Source organism: Candidatus Blastococcus massiliensis AP3 (genome assembly GCF_000582785.1).
In the GTDB taxonomy this organism is placed as follows: Bacteria; Actinomycetota; Actinomycetes; order Mycobacteriales; family Geodermatophilaceae; genus Blastococcus; species Blastococcus massiliensis.
Window position 1 is genome coordinate 841,394 of the sequence record NZ_HG931175.1, and the last position, 19,089, is coordinate 860,482.

At 74.7% G+C, this 19,089-nt stretch carries 19 protein-coding genes; 10 read left to right on the forward strand and 9 right to left on the reverse strand.

Annotated features, from left to right (window positions below; all coding sequences use genetic code 11):
• Positions 1-20: 20 nt before the first annotated feature.
• Positions 21-551, reverse strand: coding sequence for an NUDIX hydrolase family protein (locus tag BN344_RS18055; RefSeq protein ID WP_040339819.1), 531 nt, complete (start codon positions 549-551; stop codon positions 21-23).
• A 115-nt stretch (positions 552-666) separates the two neighbouring features.
• On the opposite strand from BN344_RS18055, the gene BN344_RS18060 reads away from it, so the two are divergent.
• The gene (locus BN344_RS18060) at positions 667-1,410 is read left to right on the forward strand and encodes a hypothetical protein (RefSeq protein WP_040339820.1); all 744 of its coding nucleotides are present in this window, start codon (positions 667-669) and stop codon (positions 1,408-1,410) included.
• A gap of 57 nt (positions 1,411-1,467) precedes the next feature.
• Positions 1,468-2,160, forward strand: coding sequence for a DNA alkylation repair protein (locus BN344_RS18065; protein WP_040339821.1), 693 nt, complete (start codon positions 1,468-1,470; stop codon positions 2,158-2,160).
• Here BN344_RS18065 and BN344_RS18070 read toward each other — a convergent pair whose 3' ends face one another.
• Complete coding sequence (locus tag BN344_RS18070) at positions 2,161-2,739, reverse strand: TIGR03086 family metal-binding protein (RefSeq protein WP_040339822.1); 579 nt, start codon at positions 2,737-2,739, stop codon at positions 2,161-2,163.
• 5 nt (positions 2,740-2,744) lie between these two features.
• Positions 2,745-4,751, reverse strand: coding sequence for a hypothetical protein (locus BN344_RS18075; RefSeq protein ID WP_155858945.1), 2,007 nt, complete (start codon positions 4,749-4,751; stop codon positions 2,745-2,747).
• A 73-nt stretch (positions 4,752-4,824) separates the two neighbouring features.
• On the opposite strand from BN344_RS18075, the gene BN344_RS18080 reads away from it, so the two are divergent.
• Positions 4,825-5,244 (forward strand): DUF1810 domain-containing protein, encoded by a 420-nt coding sequence (locus tag BN344_RS18080; protein WP_040339824.1) that lies wholly within the window; start codon positions 4,825-4,827, stop codon positions 5,242-5,244.
• Positions 5,245-5,254: 10 nt separating this feature from the next.
• Positions 5,255-5,812, forward strand: a complete 558-nt coding sequence (locus BN344_RS19280) for a hypothetical protein (protein WP_051516092.1) — start codon at positions 5,255-5,257, stop codon at positions 5,810-5,812.
• Here BN344_RS19280 and BN344_RS18090 read toward each other — a convergent pair whose 3' ends face one another.
• Positions 5,813-7,324 (reverse strand): class I adenylate-forming enzyme family protein, encoded by a 1,512-nt coding sequence (locus tag BN344_RS18090; RefSeq protein ID WP_231487011.1) that lies wholly within the window; start codon positions 7,322-7,324, stop codon positions 5,813-5,815.
• A gap of 143 nt (positions 7,325-7,467) precedes the next feature.
• Here BN344_RS18090 and BN344_RS18095 point away from each other — a divergent pair, with 143 nt between their 5' ends.
• The gene (locus tag BN344_RS18095) at positions 7,468-8,505 is read left to right on the forward strand and encodes a glutathione S-transferase family protein (RefSeq protein WP_081788755.1); all 1,038 of its coding nucleotides are present in this window, start codon (positions 7,468-7,470) and stop codon (positions 8,503-8,505) included.
• 2 nt (positions 8,506-8,507) lie between these two features.
• Here the strand turns inward: BN344_RS18095 and BN344_RS18100 are convergent, their stop codons facing one another.
• Positions 8,508-9,362: an SGNH/GDSL hydrolase family protein gene (locus BN344_RS18100; protein WP_081788756.1), complete on the reverse strand. Its 855-nt coding sequence runs from the start codon at positions 9,360-9,362 to the stop codon at positions 8,508-8,510.
• 173 nt (positions 9,363-9,535) lie between these two features.
• Between BN344_RS18100 and BN344_RS18105 the strand changes: the two genes are divergently transcribed.
• The 4 genes from BN344_RS18105 (at position 9,536) to BN344_RS18120 (ending at position 12,799) form a co-directional block, all read left to right on the forward strand.
• A complete protein-coding gene (locus BN344_RS18105; protein ID WP_051516095.1) occupies positions 9,536-10,273 on the forward strand; it encodes an acyl-CoA thioesterase domain-containing protein in 738 nt (245 codons plus the stop codon).
• Positions 10,270-11,016: an acyl-CoA thioesterase domain-containing protein gene (locus tag BN344_RS18110; protein ID WP_040339825.1), complete on the forward strand. Its 747-nt coding sequence runs from the start codon at positions 10,270-10,272 to the stop codon at positions 11,014-11,016. Before BN344_RS18105 ends, BN344_RS18110 begins: the two co-directional genes overlap by 4 nt.
• Before the next feature lie 99 nt (positions 11,017-11,115).
• On the forward strand, positions 11,116-11,736 hold the full coding sequence (locus BN344_RS18115) for a hypothetical protein (protein WP_040339826.1): 621 nt from the start codon (positions 11,116-11,118) through the stop codon (positions 11,734-11,736).
• Positions 11,737-11,767: 31 nt separating this feature from the next.
• A complete protein-coding gene (locus BN344_RS18120) occupies positions 11,768-12,799 on the forward strand; it encodes a hypothetical protein (RefSeq protein ID WP_040339827.1) in 1,032 nt (343 codons plus the stop codon).
• A 27-nt stretch (positions 12,800-12,826) separates the two neighbouring features.
• On the opposite strand, the gene BN344_RS18125 is transcribed toward BN344_RS18120, so the two are convergent.
• The 4 genes from BN344_RS18125 to BN344_RS18140 form a co-directional block, all read right to left on the reverse strand.
• The gene (locus BN344_RS18125; RefSeq protein ID WP_040339828.1) at positions 12,827-13,879 is read right to left on the reverse strand and encodes an acyl-CoA dehydrogenase family protein; all 1,053 of its coding nucleotides are present in this window, start codon (positions 13,877-13,879) and stop codon (positions 12,827-12,829) included.
• The gene (locus BN344_RS18130) at positions 13,879-15,039 is read right to left on the reverse strand and encodes an acyl-CoA dehydrogenase family protein (protein ID WP_040339829.1); all 1,161 of its coding nucleotides are present in this window, start codon (positions 15,037-15,039) and stop codon (positions 13,879-13,881) included. The genes BN344_RS18125 and BN344_RS18130 overlap by 1 nt, the downstream gene beginning before the upstream one ends.
• Positions 15,040-15,175: 136 nt before the next feature.
• Entirely contained in the window at positions 15,176-17,434 is a 2,259-nt protein-coding gene (locus tag BN344_RS18135) for a SpoIIE family protein phosphatase (RefSeq protein WP_040340160.1), read from the reverse strand.
• Positions 17,435-17,439: 5 nt separating this feature from the next.
• The gene (locus BN344_RS18140) at positions 17,440-18,240 is read right to left on the reverse strand and encodes an alpha/beta fold hydrolase (protein ID WP_040339830.1); all 801 of its coding nucleotides are present in this window, start codon (positions 18,238-18,240) and stop codon (positions 17,440-17,442) included.
• Between the two features lie 234 nt (positions 18,241-18,474).
• On the opposite strand from BN344_RS18140, the gene BN344_RS19740 reads away from it, so the two are divergent.
• On the forward strand, positions 18,475-19,089 hold a 615-nt coding region (locus BN344_RS19740; protein ID WP_081788808.1), incomplete at its 3' end, for a hemerythrin domain-containing protein.

Sequence of the window (19,089 nt, forward strand, 5' to 3'; positions counted from 1 at the left end):
GGTTCTCGCAGAACGGGAGGTCAGACGCCCAGGTGCGCGAGCGCCTGGAGCACCAGGCGGCTCTGCCCGTTGGCCAGCTCGGCGAGCACCGAGGGCTCCCGGACCTCCTCCGGGCTGAACCAGGTGAGCTCCAGGGCGTCCTGCTGCGGGGCGCAGTCGCCCTCCACCGGCACGACGTAGGCCAGCGACACCGCGTGCTGCCGCGGGTCGTGGAACGGCGTCACCCCCGGCGTCGGGAAGTACTCGGCGATCGTGAACGGCTGCGGCGCCGGCGGCACCCGCGGCAGCGCCAGCGGACCGAGGTCCTTCTCCAGGTGGCGGAGCAGCGCCGAGCGGACCCGCTCGTGGTACAGCACCCGGCCCGACACCAGTGCCCGCTTGACCTGCCCGTCCTCGCCCAGCCGCAGCAGCAGCCCGATGGCGGTGACCGTGCCGTGGTCGTCCACCCGCACCGGGACGGCGTCGATGTAGAGGATGGGCAGCCGATCGCGGGCGGCGTCCATGTCCTCGCGGGACAGCCAGCCTGCGTCGGAGTTCGTCACCTCAGTCATGTGCCCTGTCTAGTTGCTCATCGCCCTGTCCCGCTGCTCCGGGGTCGGCATGTCGACAGGAGCCGCCCCCACGCCGCCCGCGAGGGGGATGCTGGGGTGGACCGGGAGGAGCGCCGTGACCGCACCGCTGCACCTGCCCAGCGCCGGACCGGACCCGATCCCCGGGGACGTCGCGCTGGCCGCCGTCCTCGGCTACGCCCGGGGACGCCGGCCGCTGCTCTACCGCGCGCCGAACGCCCGCACCGGCCGGTGGGTCGAGGTGCCGGCGTTCGGCTTCGAGCGCTTCGACCTCCGTCCGCGCGCCGAGGGCCCGCTCGGGCAGGACGACATCCTCACCGCCGAGGGCCTGCACGGCCGGCTCGACCCGGGCGCGTGGTCGGCGATGGCGGCGGTGCTGCCCGAGGTGCAGGAGCCGGCCGACGCCGCCGTCGCCCGGGCCGCCGGCCGCCCGTTCTGGGAGCTGCCCGAGGACGAGTTCTCCGTGCTCGCCGAGCCCGGCACGGTCGGCGCGCTGCTCCGGCAGGTCGGCGACCTGTGCGACGCCCGGGGTGCCAGCTCCCTGCACGTCGCCGCCGCGCTCCACCACCGCCGGCCCGAGCTCTTCCCCGTGCTCAACCGGACCACCCGCTGGGCGCTGCTCCCCCACGTCCGCGAGGGCGACAGCGGCGTGGAGGCGGTGATCCACCGCGAGCTGCTGTCCGGCGCGGACGCCTTCGCCCGGCTCGAGGACGCCGTCCGGGCCGAGGGCGTCCAGCTGATGCGCCTCCGGCTGCACGACGTCCTGCTGTGGCTCAGCGGCACCCTGCGGCTGGCCCATGCGGCGGAGCTCGGCCGGGTCGGCGAACCCGCCCGCCGCTAATGCTGGCAGACCGTCGCACCGGCCTGGTTGGCTGACCCCATCGGAGAGGGGACGACGATGCCGACACCGAGCGGGACGACGCTGACGGGGACGACGGTGACCGAGGTGATGGCCGAGCTGGCCGCGCTCGAGGACCCGAGGATGCGCGCGGTGAACGAGCGGCACGGCGACGACCACGGGGTGAACCTCACGCAGCTGCGGGCGGTCGCGAAGCGGCTGAAGGCCCAGCACGACCTGGCGAAGGGGCTGTGGGCGACCGGCGACACCGCCGCGCGGCTGCTGGCCGTCCTGATCTGCGAGCCGAAGGCGTTCGGCCGCGACGAGCTGGACGCCATGCTCCGCGAGGCGCACGCCCCCAAGGTGCACGGCTGGCTGGTCGGCTACGTCGTGAAGAAGAGCCCGCACGCCGAGGACCTGCGCCAGGCCTGGTTCGCCGACGCCGACCCGGTGGTCGCGAGCGCCGGCTGGGCGCTCACCACCGAACGGGTGCTCAAGAAGCCCGAGGGGCTCGACCTGGCCGGGCTGCTCGACATCGTCGAGGCGGAGATGAGGGACGCTCCCGAGCGCCTGCAGTGGGCGATGAACGAGTGCCTGGCCCAGATCGGCATCCACCACCCCGAGCACCGGGCCCGGGCGCTGGCCATCGGCGAGCGGCTGCGGGTGCTCGAGGACTATCCGACCTCCCCGGGCTGCACTTCCCCCTACGCCCCGATCTGGATCACCGAGATGGTGCGTCGCCAGGAGGCCTGACTACGCCCGCCAGGCCGGATCGCGTCCGGTCCGGCCGATCAGGCGGTCGAGCAGCGGGGCGTCGTCCGGCACCGGCACGGCGGGACCGAACAGCCCCGCCCGCGCCTCCGGGTCGTCCGGCACCGACACGGCGAACTGCAGGCAGCGCCGCACCGACTCCTCGTCCGGCCGGTACTCCTGCCCGGTGGCGACGGCGAGGTCCCACCCGTGCACCACCAGCTCGTTCAGCGCGACCATTCCCATGTCCGGGGCCGGCAGCTCCACTCCCCCGGCCTCGGCCGTGCCCTCCCACGCCGACGGCGACCGCCACGCCGCCACCAGTTCGGCCAGCTGAGCCGGCAGCCGGGTCCGCCAGTCGGGCGCCAGGTGCGCCGCGTCCGCGTCCGGCCCGCCCTCGGGCACCGTCTTCTCCGCCGCCATCCGGAAGGCCAGCGTCAGCCCCACGAGGTGGTCGAGCAGGCCCGCGACCGAGACGGTGTCGCACGGTGTCGGGTCGCACAGCTGCGCGTCGCGCACCCCGGCCGCGATCCGCTCCAGCTCCGCGGCCGCGGGGGCGAGGTCGATCGTCGTCGTCTCCATGCCCCCTAGGACGGCGCGACCGCCCCGGACTCATCGGGCGCCGGGCCGGTCGCGCGCCGCGCGGGTGCCGGCGCGGGGAGCGCACCCAGGTAAGGCGGCGCGCAGAGCGCCACGACCGCGACCACCCACCCGAGGGAGAACGGGTCGACGCCCAGCATCACCGCCCCTCGCCAGACGAACGCCGCGGCCACGGCCAGGCCGGTCAGCCGGGTCGCGAGCTGCCAGGTCCGGAAGCGCACGCTGGTCGTGGACCACGCCAGCTCCGCGTAGTACGGCCTCCACACCGCACCCGCGAGGGAGATCAGGACGACGAAGGCGAGGGTCGCCGTGACCGCCGTGCCGAGGGCGACGCGCCACTCCCCGTCCAGGACGCCGGCGACGACGTCCCGCCAGCCGCCGTCCGCGGCGTTCAGCCCGCCCGACAGCCGGTCGACCCAGCCCCATGCCTCGATCTGCCGGAAGAGCACGGGAGCGGACGACACCGCCAGCAGTGCCGCCAGGACGCGCATCCAGCCGAGCTCCCGCACGGCGGTCGCCGCCCTCTTCTCCAGTCGGAGCCGCGCCACCGCCTCCGGGTCCTCGGCGGTGGCGCGGGAGTCGGCGAACGCGACACCGGGGTCGAGCAGCAGCCGGCAGAGCGGGTCCACGACCTGGACGAGGTTGCCGGCGTAGGTCGTGTGGTCGCCGATGAGGGACGACCGGTTGTGCACCGGCAGCTCCTCCGGGCCGATCGCGCCCTCGCCGACCACGTCGTCCTCGTCGTCTTCGTCGTCTTCGTCGTCGGGCTGCGGCTGTTCCGGCTCCAGCGCCCGCCCGACCGGCGAGGGGTGGTCCGCGGGGGCGGCCATCGGGACCAGCCACCCGAGCCACCAGGGAAGCGGCCGGTCGTCGTCGTCGCCCGGAGCGTCGGCCGCGGACTCCAGGAGCACGTCGCGATACCGCCCCCGGGCGAGGCACTCGTGCCACCGTGACCGCGCCGCACGCGGATCGTCCGCCACGGGACCGGAGGGCACCGGATCCCACAGCGCCCACACGTCGACCCAGCGCAGGCCCAGCTCGGGAGCCCAGCGGGCGACCGGCGCGAAGCGGTCGCCTCCCCGCCCGGCGCTCGGCCGGCCCAGCAGCGACACGGCGCCACCCACGGTGACCAGGCAGTCGACCGGCCGCCCGCCGTCCTCGAGGACCGCGCTGTAGGCGACGGCGGCGCCCTGGCTGTGTCCCATGACGACGACCGACGCGGCGGACGGCTCGACCCGCGCGATCTCGTCCCGGACGACGTCGCGCATGGCCGCCGCGCTGACCGGCCGGGTCGTCCAGACGTTGGCGTCACCGATGACCGAGGTCATGGCCACCATGAGCGGGCGCACCCTCGGTCCGAGCACGGGCAGGCGGGCCGCCACGGCGACGCCCGTCAGCGCGAGGAGCCCGACCGCGAGGGCCACCGGCAGGAGGACGACGCCGGCGGCGACGACGAGCGCGAGCATCGCCGCGGCGGCGAGTGCGGTGAGCACCAGGACCAGGGCCGGGACGAGGCCCACGCCGCGGCGCGGGGAGGCGGCGGAGAGCTCCGCCCTGGCCATCCCCACCCCCGCGTCCGTGACCGACCGCGTGGCCTCGATCGCTGCGCTCCCCACCCGGAGGAGGTGCCGGCCCGCGCGCCCCAGCGCCGTCCACGCGAAGCGGCGCACCCAGGGCAGCACCTCGGCGGCCGGCGGCGACAGGAACGACCGCGCCCACCGGGCCTCGCTGATCGACACGGTGCGGAAGCCCGCCGCCCCGGCGCTCACCCGGATCCGGACCTCGGCCGGCTTCTCCTCGGTGAGGTCGGACCGGAGGACGACGGCGCCCGTCCCCCCGCGGGAGCGGCTCAGCCGGTCCAGCCGGGCAAGGACGGGCTCGGCCCAGGTCGTGAGAGTGGCCCCGCGCAGCTGCTCCCCGATGCCGTGGACGACGACCAGCGCGACGTCCACGCGCTCGGGATCCCCCTCGGGGAGGCCACCACCAGGTGCCATCCGGGCATGCTGGCAGAAGGAGACGCCCGTGAGCGGTTGCCGGACCCGGGGGCGCCGGGCAGCGTGCGGGGACGTGAGCGACCCCTTCGGCCTGCAGCGGTTCGTCGACGCGCAGCGCGACACCTACGACCGGGCACTGGCCGAGCTGCGGGCCGGCGCCAAGCGCAGCCACTGGATGTGGTTCGTCCTCCCCCAGGTCGCCGGGCTCGGCCGCAGCGCCACCGCCCAGCACTTCGCGATCTCCGGGCTCGACGAGGCGCGCGCCTACCTGGCCCACCCGGTGCTCGGCCCCCGCCTGACCGAGTGCGCACGGGCACTGCTCGACCTGGGGACCACCGACCCGGTCGCCGTCCTCGGGTCGGTCGACGCGCAGAAGCTGCGCTCGTCCATGACCCTGTTCGCGCACGCCGACCCCGACCAGCCGGTGTTCCGCGAGGTGCTCGACCGGTACTTCGCCGGGAACGAGGACGACGCCACCCTCGCCCGCCTCTAACGTCCGGGGCGTGAGCTACGACGCCCTGGCCGAGAGCGTGCGGCTGCTCGAGGGCGCCGAGCTCCCCGCCGTCGTCCGGCTGAGCCGCCGCGTCCGGCACGTGCCGCTCGCCGTCGACCGGGACGGCGACGTCGCCGTCACCGTGTTCCTGCGCCGGGGCGTCAGCGGCCTGCCGCTGGTCGAGTCGCACACCCTGGAGCTGGCCCGCGGCGGCTGGCGGGTGCTCGGCGGTGGCGGTGGCGCCTCCGACGTGGCGGTCGCGCCGCGGCAGTCGCTCGCCGAGCTGGGTGCGCCCGCGGTCAGCCCCGGCAGCGGGGGCACCGCGCGCTCGCGCAGCGGCCTGCTCGGGCTCCGGAGCGGCTGGATCTCCTACGCGGAGCTGTGGCTGGCCCGGGAGGTCGCCGTCCTGCAGGTCGGGAACCGCCGGCTGCCGTTCGCGGCACACGGCTACGCGGTCGTCGTCTGGACGGGGCGGACGCCCGAGATCACCGCCCGGGACGCTGAGGGGAAGCCGCTGGGCGCGGTCGAGCTCCGCACGCCGAGACGGATGCCGCCGTTCTACGCCTGACTAGCGGCGCGGGACCTCGGTCCAGCCGTCCGTGCCGCGCAACGTCGTCTTCAGCACCTTGCCGCCGGCGTTGCGCGGCAGCGGCTGGTCCAGCACCCGCACGAACTGCGGCACCTTGAAGTCGGCCAGCCGCTCCCGGGCGAAGGCGATCAGCGAGGGCACCAGGTCCTCGCCCACGCCGGGCCGGGGCAGCACGACGGCTCCCACCTTCTCCCCCATCACCGGGTCGGCCACGCCCACGACCGCCACCTCGAGAACGTCCGGGTGCTCGGCGAGCGCGTACTCCACCTCGACGGAGTACACGTTCTCGCCGCCGCGGTTGATCATGTCCTTGGCGCGGTCGACGATCCGCACCATGCCGTCGGTGATCGTGGCGAGGTCGCCGGTGTGCAGCCAGCCGTCGACGAAGGTCTCCGCCGTCCGCGCCGGGTCGCCCCAGTAGCCGGCGACGACGTTCGGGCCGCGGACGAGCAGCTCGCCGACGCCGGTCTCCGGGTCGGGGTGGTCCAGCCGCAGGTCGTTCACCGGGGTGGGGAAGCCCACGGAGTCGGCGTGCTCGAGGGTGTACTCGTGCGGCAGGAACGTGGCGATCGCCGACGTCTCCGACAGCCCGAACCCGTTGCCGAGCCGCGCGGACGGGAACGCGTCCAGCAGCCGGTGCACCAGCTCGGGAGCGATCGGCGCACCGCCGTAGCTCGCCGTGCGGATCGAGGAGACGTCGGTGGTGGCGAAGTCCGGGTGCCGCAGCGTCAGCTCGTAGATGGTCGGCACCGCGGTCACCAGCGTGACCCGGTACTCCTCGATGGCGGCCAGGAACGCGGCGGGCTGGAACTGGGGCATGACCACCGACAGCCCACCCAGCGACATCTGCGTCATGAACTGCGAGCAGCAGCCGGTGACGTGGAACAGCGGCACCGAGATCAGCCCGACGTGCTCCGGCCCGCGGTCCAGCTTCCGGCAGCGGATGACGCTCTCCACCGTCGAGAGGAAGTTCTCGTGGGTGAGCATCGCGCCCTTGGGGCGGCCGGTGGTGCCGGATGTGTAGAACAGCGTGGCGACGTCGCGGTGTCCGCGCGGCGGCACCTCGCCGGGCTCGCCGTCCGGGAGCGGCCGGTCCGGCAGGACGACGTACGCGGCGCCGGAGTCGGCGAGGATGTAGTCGATCTCGGGCTCGGTGAGCCGGGTGTTCATCGGCAGGACGACGGCGCCGGCCAGGTGCCCGCCCCAGAACGCGAGCACCCAGTCCAGGCCGTTGCCCAGCCGGATCGCGACGCGGTCGCCGGGCCGGACGCCGGCGTCGCGCAGGCCGCCCGCGACCCGCGACGCGCGGTCCCACAGCTCGGCGTAGGTGATGGACCCGCCGCCGAGCTCGACGACCGCCGTCCGCCCCGGGTGCCGCCCGACCGTGGCGCGCAGCATGTCCACGACGGTGCCGGACACGGCCGAGTAGCGGCGGACGCCGTCGGCGCCCACCTCGATGCCGCTGGTGTCGAACGGACTCTGCGCGACCACGTGTTCCCTCGCTCCCGGCGCCGGACGGCCCCGCCCCCGCATTCTGCGCCGCGTCCTCCCCGGCGACCCGCGCAGGCGCTCCGAGGGCGGGCCGGTGGCCCGCCGGCCTGCGTCGGCACCGCCGGTCGGGGACAGTGGGGTGCGTGAGCGACACGAACAAGAGCGGGTCCGGGTACATCGAGCCGGAGTTCAAGCGGGACACCACCTACATCTCCGACCGGATCACCGCCGACGGCCGGGACGGCTGGCCGGTCGAGCCCGGCCGCTACCGGCTGATCGCCGCACGCGCGTGCCCCTGGGCGAACCGGGCGATCATCGTGCGCCGCCTGCTCGGCCTCGAGCCGGTGATCTCGATGGGGCTCACCGGGCCGACGCACGACAAGCGCAGCTGGACCTTCGACCTCGACCCCGGCGGGCGCGACCCGGTGCTGGGCTACGAGCGGCTGCAGGAGGCCTACTTCGCCCGCGACCCGGAGTACCCGAAGGGCATCACGGTCCCGGCGATCGTCGACGTCCCCACCAAGGCCGTCGTCACCAACGACTTCCCGCAGATCACCCTCGACTTCTCCGGCGAGTGGACGCAGTACCACCGCGACGGGGCGCCCGACCTCTACCCCGAGAAGCTGCGTGACGAGATGGACGAGGTCATGCAGCGGATCTACACCGAGGTCAACAACGGCGTGTACCGCTGCGGGTTCTCCGGCTCGCAGCGCGCCTACGACCAGGCCTACGAGCGGCTGTTCACCGCCCTGGACTGGCTCGAGGAGCGGCTGACCGGTCAGCGCTACCTCATGGGCGACACGATCACCGAGGCCGACGTCCGCCTGTTCACCACGCTGGCCCGCTTCGACCCCGTCTACCACGGCCACTTCAAGTGCAACCGGCAGAAGCTGACCGAGTTCCGCGCGCTGTGGGGCTACGCCCGCGACCTGTTCCAGACCCCGGGCTTCGGCGACACGACGGACTTCCCGCAGATCAAGGAGCACTACTACGTCGTCCACGCCGACATCAACCCGACGCAGATCATCCCGGCCGGCCCGGACACCGCGAACTGGCTGACCCCGCACGGCCGCGAGGAGCTCGGCGGCTCACCGTTCGGCGACGGCACCCCGCCCGGCCCGCCGCCGGAGGGCGAGCGGGTCCCGGACGGGCACGGCCCCGGGGGCGTGCCGCACCGCTGAGGTCAGTCGACGACGGCGAGCACGGCCTCGGCGAGCACCCGCTGCCCCTCCGCGGTGGGGTGGACGTCGTCGGGCGTCACCAGACCGGCTGCGGCGGCGCTCCCACCGGCCGCCAGCGCCCGGTTCCGGAACGCCGCGAAGCCGTCCGCGACGTCGGCCCCGTGCTCCTCCGCGACGTCGGCGAGGTCGCTGCCCAGCGGTTCACCGTCGGGGTAGTCCAGCGCGTAGTAGGTGACGACGACGATCAGCCCGTCGTAGCCGCCCTCGTCGCGCAACGTCTCGAGGATGGTGGCGACGTCGTCCCGCACCCGCTGCGCCAGGGCAGCGCGGTCGGCGGGGTCGGAGCACGCGTTCGGCAGGGTCTGCCGGCAGCGGAAGACGTCGTTGGCGCCGATCTGCAGCGTCACCAGTTCGACGTCCTCCTCCTGGAGTGTGCGCACCGCGACGTCCAGCTGCGACTGCTCGTCGGACTCGTAGGGCGCGTGCAGCGGGTACGCCGCCCGGTAGCCCGGCCCGCCCGGCCCGTCCTGGCACCCGAAGCTCGGCCCGCCGGCGTCGAGGAAGCTCTCCGTCGTCTCCCCGGGGCAGGACGCGTTGACGACCTCCAGGCCGAGTTCCTCGCCGATCAGCTCGGGATAGCCGACGAAGTTCGCGGGGTCGGCGTACTCGTCCCCCGCGTCGATCCGGTAGCCGAAGGCGACGGAGTCGCCGAGCGCCAGGTAGGTGCCACCGTCGGTCTCCGCACCGGTGGGGGTCGGTTCGGCGGACCGCTCGCGCGACGCGCCGTCGGCGGAGCACGCCGTCGCCAGGACCACCGCCGCGAGGGCGGACGCGACCCGACCCCGCCTGCTCCGCATGCGGCCACGGTAGGGGCACCGCTCCCCGCCTCCGTGCGATGCGCGTCACAGCGGGGGCGCGGACGTCACCACGACGTCGTGGGGCGGTCCCGGCCGAGGTTATGGTCGGGACGACGCAGCCGGCCGATCGCCTCGGGTGTCGGCCCGGTCCTCGAACTCCCAGGAGCCTCCTCGTGCCGCCCGCCTTCTTCACCCTGTCCGAGGGGCGCTTCGCCCCGGACGAGGACGCCCGCAGCTGGTGGACCCCGGGCATGCTCAGCGGCCCCCTGCTCGGCGGCCTGCTCGCCCGCGCGCTGGAGACCGCCCACGGCGCTCCCGAGTTCCAGTTCAGCCGGCTGACGGTCGACCTCTTCCGCAACTGCCCGTTCGAGCCGGTGCAGCTCACCACCGAGGTGATCCGCGAGGGCCGACGCATCCGCGTCACCGAGGCGAAGGTGCTCACCAGCGTCGGGGTGGTCGCCCGCGCCAGCGGCGTGCAGCTGCGCCGCGGCGAGCAGCCGCCCGGCCCCGTGCCCACCCGCACGCCGGCCTGGGACGCCCCCGACCCGGCAGGGCTCACGGAGACCTACAACGAGTTCGTCCCCGACGGGGACCACTCCCGCCGCGGCATGTGGATCCGCGCGGACCGCCCGCTGGTCGCCGGCGAGGAGCTCACCCCCTTCGTCCGGGTGGCGCTGGCCGCCGACGAGGGCAGCCCGGTCGCCCACCGCGGCGAGACCGAGCTCGAGTTCATCAACGCCGACTACACCCTCACCCTGAGCCGCGACCCGGTCGGCGAGTTCGTCGGCCTGTCCGCCGGTGGCCACGTCAGCCAGGACGGCATCGCGGTCGGGCACGCCACGGTGCACGACGAGAAGGGGCCGATCGGCTTCAGCATGTCGACCGCCGTCGCCAACGTCCGGACCGTGTGACCGGGGTGCGTCCCGCCTACTTCACCCTGACCGCCGACGGGCTCGTACCCGGCGAGAGCGCCCGCAGCTGGTGGGTGCCGGGCATGATCCACGGGCGGCTGCTGGCCGGCCTGCTCGCCCGCGAGCTGGAGAACGCCTACGGCGGACCGGAGTTCCAGTTCAGCCGGCTCACCGTGGACATGTTCCGCAACGCCCCGTTCGAGCCGGTGTCGGTCGGCAGCGTCGTCGTCCGGGAGGGGCGCCGGATCCGGGTCACCGAGGCGACGGTCACCGCGGGCGTCGGTGGGGTCGCCCGGGCGAGCGCGGTGCAGCTGCACCGCGGCGTCCAGCCGCCCGGCCCCGTGCCGACCCGCACCCCGGCGTGGGACGCCCCGGACCCGTCGACGTTCCGCCGGTCCTACTCGGAGTTCGACGCCGACGGCGATCCGTCCCGCCGCCGCGTCTGGGTGCGGGAGAAGAGCCCGCTCGTCGACGGCGAGACCCTCTCCCCCTTCGTCCGGGCCGCGCTGGCCGCCGACATGGCCAGCCCGCTGGCCCACCGCGGCGAGGACGACCTGGAGTTCATCAACGCCGACTACACGCTCACCCTCAGCCGGGACCCGGTCGGCGAGCACGTCGGACTGGAGTCCGGCGGGCACGTCAGCGAGGACGGCGTCGCGGTCGGTCACGCCACGGTGCACGACGAGCAGGGGCCGATCGGCTTCAGCATGGCCGCCGCCGTCGCCAACATCCGGAACGTCTGACCCCGGTCCCGGCTTTCCCGGAAGCCCTCGCTGCGGGACAGTGTGCCCGGCAGCGGTTGCCCTCCGGGGCTCCCGCCGGTGTCCGAGGGGGGATGCGGGATGTACGCACGCTCGACCAGCTTCCACGGTGATCCGCACCGGATCGACGACGCGATCCACTACGTCCGCGACAAGGCAATGCCGGCCCTGATGGGCATGGACGGCTACGTCGGAGTCTCGATGCTCGCGGACCGCGGCTCCGGCCGGTGCATCATCACCAGCTCCTGGGACGACGTCGCGGCCCTGCACCGCAGCGCCACCGAGATGCGCGGCATGCGTGCGCGGGCCGCCGACATCCTGCAGAGCCCGCCGGAGCTGCACGAGTGGCGGATCGCCCTGCTGCACCGGGTGCAGGCATCCCCGCCCGGTGCCCGCACCCGGGTGACCTGGGCCCGCTCCGACCCCGCCCGGCTCGACCGGACCCTCGACGCCTACGCCGAGACCGTCGTCCCCCGGCTGGCCGACCTGCCCGGCTTCTGCAGCGTCAGCGTGATGACCGACGTCGAGCAGGGCCGCAGCGCGACCGCCGTCACCTACGTGGACGGCGCCACCCTCGACGGGGCGACGACGCACCTCGCGCCGCTGCTGGAGGAGTTCTCCCGGAAGCTCGGCAGCGAGGTCACCGACGACGCGCCGTTCGACCTCGTCCTCGCCCATCTGCGGGTGCCAGAGACCGTCTGACCACGTACAGCCGAGACCTCAGGACGGACACGTGACGACCTCGGATCCGACACCCACGACGGACAATCGCGGCAAGCACGCCCGGTCGGACGAGCCGGAGGAGGTGGAGGCCGCCGAGGAGCGGCCGGCGCCGGAGAAGCGCCGCCGGCTCCGGCTCGGGGACGGTCAGCCGATCGGCCGGCACCCGGCCGGCAACTCGCTGCTGCCGAGCGCCGGCCTGCTGCTGGGTCTCTTCCTCGCCCCGGCGCTCCTCGGCAGGCTCGACTTCGACGTCTTCGAGCGCGCGGCCCGCGCCGCCCGCAGCGCCGCCACCCGCTGGCCCGGGGGCGGCGAGCCCTGGTTCTGGCCGAACTGGGTGGCCGTGCTCGCCGGGATCGTCGCCGTCCTGCTCATCGGCGTCGCGGTCGCCGGCGTCCGGCTGCCCGATCCCGTCGTCGCCGTGATCGCCGTCGTCCTGGTGGTGACCACCGCACGCGCGGCGTGGTCGACCCTGGCCGTGGTCAATGCGCGCCTGTGGGACCTGGTGCCGGTCGCCCTGATCTGCCTGCTCGCGTTCGGGCTGGCGGTCTCGGGCCTGGCCCACTGGCGCGCGCCCGAGGACGGCGGTCAGAGCTCGGGGATCGGAGCCGCCGCGAGCGCCGTCGTCGCCGGCGTCGTCGTGGCCCTGCTGCTGCTCGCCGGCGGCGCCGGCATCGCCCGCTTCCAGGAGGAGGGGAGCGGCCCGGCCGGCCCCCCGGAGAACGTCGCCGGGCTGCTGAGCATCCGGGCCGCGGACGTCGCGGAGGCCGACGACCTGGGCGGCTCCTGGGTGCCGCAGGTGGCGGCCGAGCAGATCGGCGACGACGAGGCGGCCACCCGGTTCTCCGCCCGCCATCGCGACTGGACGGCGTTCTTCCCGGTGCTCCTGCTCCGCGGCGACGACCTGACCACCGCCGACCTCGCCGACACCTGGTGGGTCACCGTGGCCGCGCAGGGCTTCGGCTCGGAGGGCGAGGTCCAGCAGTGGTGCACGGACAGCGGGCTGGCCGCCTCCGAGTGCATTCCCCAGCGCCTCCGCGACTGACCGCGCCGCACGTGCCGAGGTGGAGGGTCAGACCACCCGGGTGAGCGCGGGCCAGAGCCCGTCCGGACCGTCGGCGAGCAGGCCCTGGGCGAGCACGCGCGACCAGACCAGCTCGCTGCCGGCCTCGTCCCGCCACGACCACAGCCGCTTGGTCAGGTGGTGCAGCCTGTGCTCCTGGGTGAACCCGATGGCACCGTGCACCTGGTGCGCCAGCCGCGCGACGACCTCGACCGCCGCGCCGGCCCGCACCTTCGCGGCCGCCGCGGCCAGCCAGAAGTCCCGCTCGCCGTGGTGCAGCGACTGCACCGCTGCGTCGGTCAGCGCCGTCACCGCGGTCACCTCGCCGGCCATCTCGGCCAGCTCCATCTGGATCGCCTGGAACTTCGCGAGCGCCCGCCCGAACTGCTGCCGTTCCCCCGCGTACTGCACGGTCCAGGCCAGCACCTGCTCGAGCGCGGCGGTGATCTGCACGGCCCGGGCCAGCGCGTAGCCGGCTCGCAGCTCGCGCACCTGCGCCTCGTTCAGCGGCGCCACGAGGGCCCGCACGCCGTCCAGGGTCAGCGAACCCCGCGGCTCACCCGCCAGGTTCACGGCAGCCGACGCGGGCAGGTCCGCCGCCGGCAGCAGCGCGAGGACGGCGCCGTCCGGACCGTTCGCCAGCAGCGCCACGTGCGCGGCGACGCCGGACCACGGGACGTCGGACACCGAACCGGAGAGCGTCCAGGCGTCACCGGCGGGCGCCGCCACGACACCCTCGGCGTGGCCGAAGGTCAGCGGTTCCTCGACCGGCGGCAGCGGCAGCCCCGCCGCGATCACCGCGGGTCCGGCCACCAGCAGCTGCTCGGCCGCAGGAACCGCGCCGGCGCCGGCGGCCAGCGTGCGGACGATCGCGACGGCGTCGGCCAGCTCGCCACCCGAGCCACCGGCCGACTCCGGCAGCCCCACACCGGTCAGCCCGGCGTCGGCCAGCGCCGACCACAGCCCGGCGTCCCACCGCCGGTCCGGCGTCGGGTCGAACGGCTCGTGCGCGCCGAGGATGCCCCGGACGGTCTCGACCACCAGGTCCTGGTCGGTTGCCATCAGCGCAGTCCCAATCCGCGAGCCACGATCCCTCTGAGGATCTCGTTGGTGCCGCCGCGCAGCGTGTAGCCGGGCGCGTGCAGCTGTGCCTCGGCCAGTGCCCGGGCCAGCGGGTCGGGCGAGTCGAGCGACGGCAGCACGTCGACCACCCGCCGAATCTCGTCGATGACGTCGGCTTCGAACGTCGTCCCCACGTCCTTCACCAGCGCGGCGGGGATGTTCGGCAGCTCGCCGCGGTCCAGCGCCGCCGCGATGCGCAGCGACATCTGCCGCAGCGCCAGCACCCGGGCGGAGATCCGGCCCAGCACCGCGAGCGCGGCCGGGTCGCCCGAGTCGACGACTCGACGTCCGAACTCGGCGACAAGCGGATATGTCGACAGGAACCGCTCGGGCCCCGACCGCTCGAAGGCCAGCTCCGCGGTCACCTGGTGCCAGCCGTCGCCTTCCTTCCCGAGCAGCATGTCGCCCGGGACGACGACGTCCTCGAACACGACCTCGTTGAAGTGGTGGCCGCCGTCCAGGATGCGGATCGGGTTCACCGTGATGCCGGGCAGCGACAGGTCGATGAGCAGCTGCGACATGCCCGCGTGCCGGTTCGACGTGTCGACCGGGGCGGTGCGCACCAGCACGATCCCGTAGTGCGAGGCGTGCGCGTTCGACGTCCACACCTTGGCGCCGTTGACCACCCAGTCGCCGGCCTCGTTCCGCGTCGCCTTCGTCCGGATCGAGGCCAGGTCCGAGCCGGAGTCCGGCTCGCTCATCCCGATGACGAAGTAGCACTCGCCGCGGGCGATGCGCGGCAGGATCTCCTGCCGCTGCGCCTCGGTCCCGTAGCGGAGCAGGTTCGGGCCGGACTGCCGGTCGGCGATCCAGTGCGCGGCGACCGGGGCGCCCGCGGCGAGCAGCTCCTCGGTGACGGCGTACCGCTCCATGGCCGAGCGCTCGTGGCCGCCGTACTCCTTCGGCCAGGTCATGCCCAGCCAGCCGCGCTCGCCGAGCTTCCTCGAGAACTCCGGGTCGACGCCCGACAGCCAGGTGTCCACGTGCGTGGTGAAGGTTCCGGCGGCCAGTTCCTCGGCGAGGAAGTCGCGCACCTCGCCCCGCACCCGCTCGGCCGCCTCGGACCGGGGTGCAGGCGACAGGGTCAACGGGTTGGTCATGCGGCTCCCAGCTCGATGCGGACTCCTGCGTCGGTTCTACACGTCGTCCTCCCGCACCGCCGAGCGTCCTACCCCACCGCCCACCGTGAGGGAGGAAGCGCCACGATCAGGGAACCTGATCGTCGCCGCCCCAGCGTCAGCGGCGGGTGAGCACCAGGAGGGCGATGTCGTCGGCGCGGTGTGCCCCGGTGAGCTCGGCGAGCAGGTGGTCGCACAGGGCGTCGGGGTCGGAGGTGCCTGCCGACGACGTCGCGGCCAGCAGCCGGTCGAAGCCCTCGTCGATGTCCGCCGAGTGGCTCTCCACCAGCCCGTCGGTGAAGAGGATCAGCGTCGCGCCCACCGGCAGCACGCCGGTCCACTCCGTCGCTGCCGACGGCGGCGCACCCAGCATGGGGGCCGGCCGCACCGGCAGGAACGCCGCCCGGCCCTCGTGCAGGAGCACCGGCGGGGGGTGACCGGCCGAGGCGATCCGCAGCGCGCCCGAGGACGGGTCGAGCGAGGCGAACAGCGCCGTCGCCATGCGCTGCAGTCCCAGCAGCGGCCACCCGGTCTGCAGCCGGTCGACCACCGCGCACGGCCCGGGCCCGTCGGCGAGCAGCGCCCGGTAGACGCTGCGCAGCTGGCCCATGGTCGCGGCCGCGGTGATGTCGTGGCCGACGACGTCGCCGACGGCGAGCCCGATCTCCTCGCCCGGCAGCGGGACGACGTCGTAGAAGTCGCCACCGACGTCCACCCCACGGGTGGCGGCCAGGTAGCGCACCGCCGTCGCCAGCCCCTCGACCGCGGGCGGTGCCGGCGGGAGCAGGTTGTCCTGCAGGACGTGCGAGGTGCGGACGGCGAGGTCGAAGCGCTGCGCCTTGGCGACCACCAGGGCCAGTTGCAGGGCGAGCTGCTCGGCGACCTCCACGTCGGCCGCGGTCAGCGGTTCCCGGGAACGGTCGGCCGCGAGCGTCATGACGCCGAGCTGCCGGCCCTCCACGGTCAGCGGCACCGCCACCACCGCGGCCAGTTCCAGGGCCCGCATGACCTCCAGGTGCCGGTCGTCGACGGCGATCCGTCGCAGGAACTCGTCGTCCACCGAGGCGATCCACTCGGTGCTGCCACGGCGCATCGCCTGCACGCTGGGGTGTCCGCTGGAGCGTCGCGGCAGGTGGCGGGTGCGCAGCTCCTCGGCCAGGTGGAGGCGGGCCGGGTCACGGTGCCGCACGGCCGGCCGGGTCAGCGCCTCGTCGGTGTCCAGGTCGATGACGCACAGGTCGGCCAGCCGGCCCACGACCAGCTCGGCCACCCGCTCCACCGTCTCGGGCACGTCGGCCGTCTCGGCCAGCAGCCGGGCCGCCTCCAGCAGGAACGACGCGCGCTCGGCCTGCCGTGCCGTCTGCTCGTGCAGCCGCGCGCGCTCCAGCGCCTGTCCCGCCTGGCGGCCGATCGTCCAGAGCAGGTCCACGTCCGCCGCCGCCAGCGACCGCGGTTCCTCGGGCTCCTGGAGGCTGATCAGGTCGCCGGGCCCCTCCCCCAGGGCGAGCACCAGCACACCGAGCCGCCGGCCGTCGGCGGTCACGGGCACGATGACCAGCTCGGTCAAGGCCGACGACACCATGGCCGCGGCCAGGGCGGGCTGCGCCGTCCGCAACGGGTCGTCCAGGACGATCGACCGCACCCCGCGCTCCAGCTCCACGGCCAGCCGGCCGCCGGCCGCGGCGCGCAGCTCGAGCAGCACGTCCGGCGACAGCCCCTCGGACCACAGCGGCCGCAACCCCGGTACGTCGGGCGTCTCGTGCCGGGCGCGCTCCACCAGGACGAGCGCCGCACCGCGCGCATCCATCGCCGCGCGGGACCGCTCGACGATGACCGAGCCGACGTCCTCCACCGACGTGGCCGCGGCGAGGTCGGACACCACCCTCTGCAGCGTCAGCGACCGCAGCTCGGACTCCTCGGCCAGGCGCTGTGCGGTCAGCAGTTCCCGCTCGTAGCGCCGGCGCGCGGTCGCCTCGAACACCGTGGCCCGCACCAGGGCCGGCGTGCCCTCGTCGTCGCGCAGCAGGACCGCGTTGGCCAGGCAGGACAGCAGGGTCCCGTCGGCGCGCACGAGGTCCAGGGCGATCTCCCGCACCGCGCCCTGCATGCGCAGCAGCGGGGTCAGGTGGGTCTCGTAGTAGACCCGCCCACCCGTGCTCAGCAGTTCCTGGAACCGGGTGCCGAGCACCTCGTCGGCCGGCCGGCCGAGCCACGAGCAGAACGTCCGGTTGACCTTGACGATCCGGCCGTCGGTGGTCGCGGAGAGGTAGCCCATCGGGGCGTTCTCGTAGAGCTCGGCGGGATCTTCGTCGAGCAGCCGGTCCAGCCGACCCCACGGCTCGTTCCCGGGACCGCCGGTGGGGGGCACCTCGGCCATCCCCGTCACCCCGGGAGGAAGGCCCGGATCGCGGCGGCCGTCTCCTCCGGCGCGCTCAGATGGGGGCAGTGGCCGGTGGCCGCCAGGTGGGTGAGCACGCTCCCGGCGATGTGCTCGTGGACGTAGCGACCGACCACCTCGGGGGCGATGACGTCCTCGCTGCACTGCAGCACCAGCGTCGGCACGGTGACGCCGGGGAGGTCGGCCCGGTTGTCCGACAGGAAGGTCACCCGCGCGAAGTGCCGGGCGATGTCGGGATCGGTGCGGCAGAAGCTGTTGGTCAGCTCCGCGGCCATCTCGGGGTGGTCGGGGGTGCCCATGATCACCGGCGCCATCTGCGTCGACCAGCCCAGATGGTTGGCGTCGAGGGCGTCGAGCATCCCGGCGATGTCGGTGCGACTGAACCCGCCCACGTAGTCGCCGTCGTCGACGTACCGCGGGCTGGGCCCGACCATCACGAGCGCCCCGAAGACGTCGGGGGCCTCCTGCTGCGCGAGGACGCCGATCATCGCGCTCACCGAATGGCCGACGAACACGACGTCCGACAGGTCCAGCTCCCGGCAGATCTCGACGACGTCGGAGGCGTACCCCCGCAGCGAGTTGTACTTCGCGCGGTCGTAGGCGCTCAGGTCGGACTTACCCGCCCCGACGTGGTCGAACAGCACGATGCGGTGGTCGGCCTCGAAGGCGGGGACGACGAGGCGCCACATCTCCTGGTCGCAACCGAACCCGTGGGCGAACATCATCGGCCGTGCGCCCGGCGTGCCGGCCACACGCACGCAGTTCCGCTCCAGCACGTTGCCCACGCGGCGACCTTACGAGAGACCGGACGTCGTGTCTGCGTCTCCGCACGCACGACGGGGTCACCGCGGGTCAGCCCCCGGACACGCACCGGCGCGCTCCTCCGGCGCGGGGGACGCACCCGGCAGCCGTAACCGGAAAGTGCTGTCGACCAGCCCGTGGACGGACCTACGCTTCGCCGCGTCGTGCTCCGGAACCAGCCCTGGAGCTCCCGGCTCGGAAGCCGCACGAGGTGTCCCATGACGACCGCCACCGTCTTCACCGTCGTCCCCGTCCCCCGCGCCCCGGCGGACGACGTCGTCGTCCCCGGCGCCCCCCGTACCGCCCCCGGCAGCCGGGCCAGCTCCTACCAGCGCGTGCTGCACCAGCTGGCCCGCCGGGAGCTGCGGCTGCTCGCCGAGCTCGGGGCCTGGGCGCCGCCGGGCGACCGCGCGCGCATCGCCGCCCTCACCGGGCACGCCGACCTGGTGTCCCGGCTGCTCGTCTCGCACCACCGGATCGAGGCCGAGGCACTGTGGCCGGCGCTGCTGTCCGCCGCCCCGGCCCGGAGCGAGGCCGACGTCCGGGCCGCCGTCGTGGAGTGGACGGCGCGGGCCGCCCGCATCGGGTTACTGCTGCGCGACCTCGCGACGGCCGGGCGGCAGTGGGCGGTGACCGGCACGCCCGCGGCCCGCGACGCCGTGACCCGCGCCTGCCGGGTGCTCGCCGACGCCGTCGACGCGCACACCGCCGCGGAGGAGCGCGACCTGCTGCCCCTCCTCGACGCCCACCTGGACGCCGCGACGTGGTCCGCGATCGCCGCCTCGGCCTCCTGCCCGCTGACCCGGCGCGAGCGGAGCCTCGTCCTCGGCCTC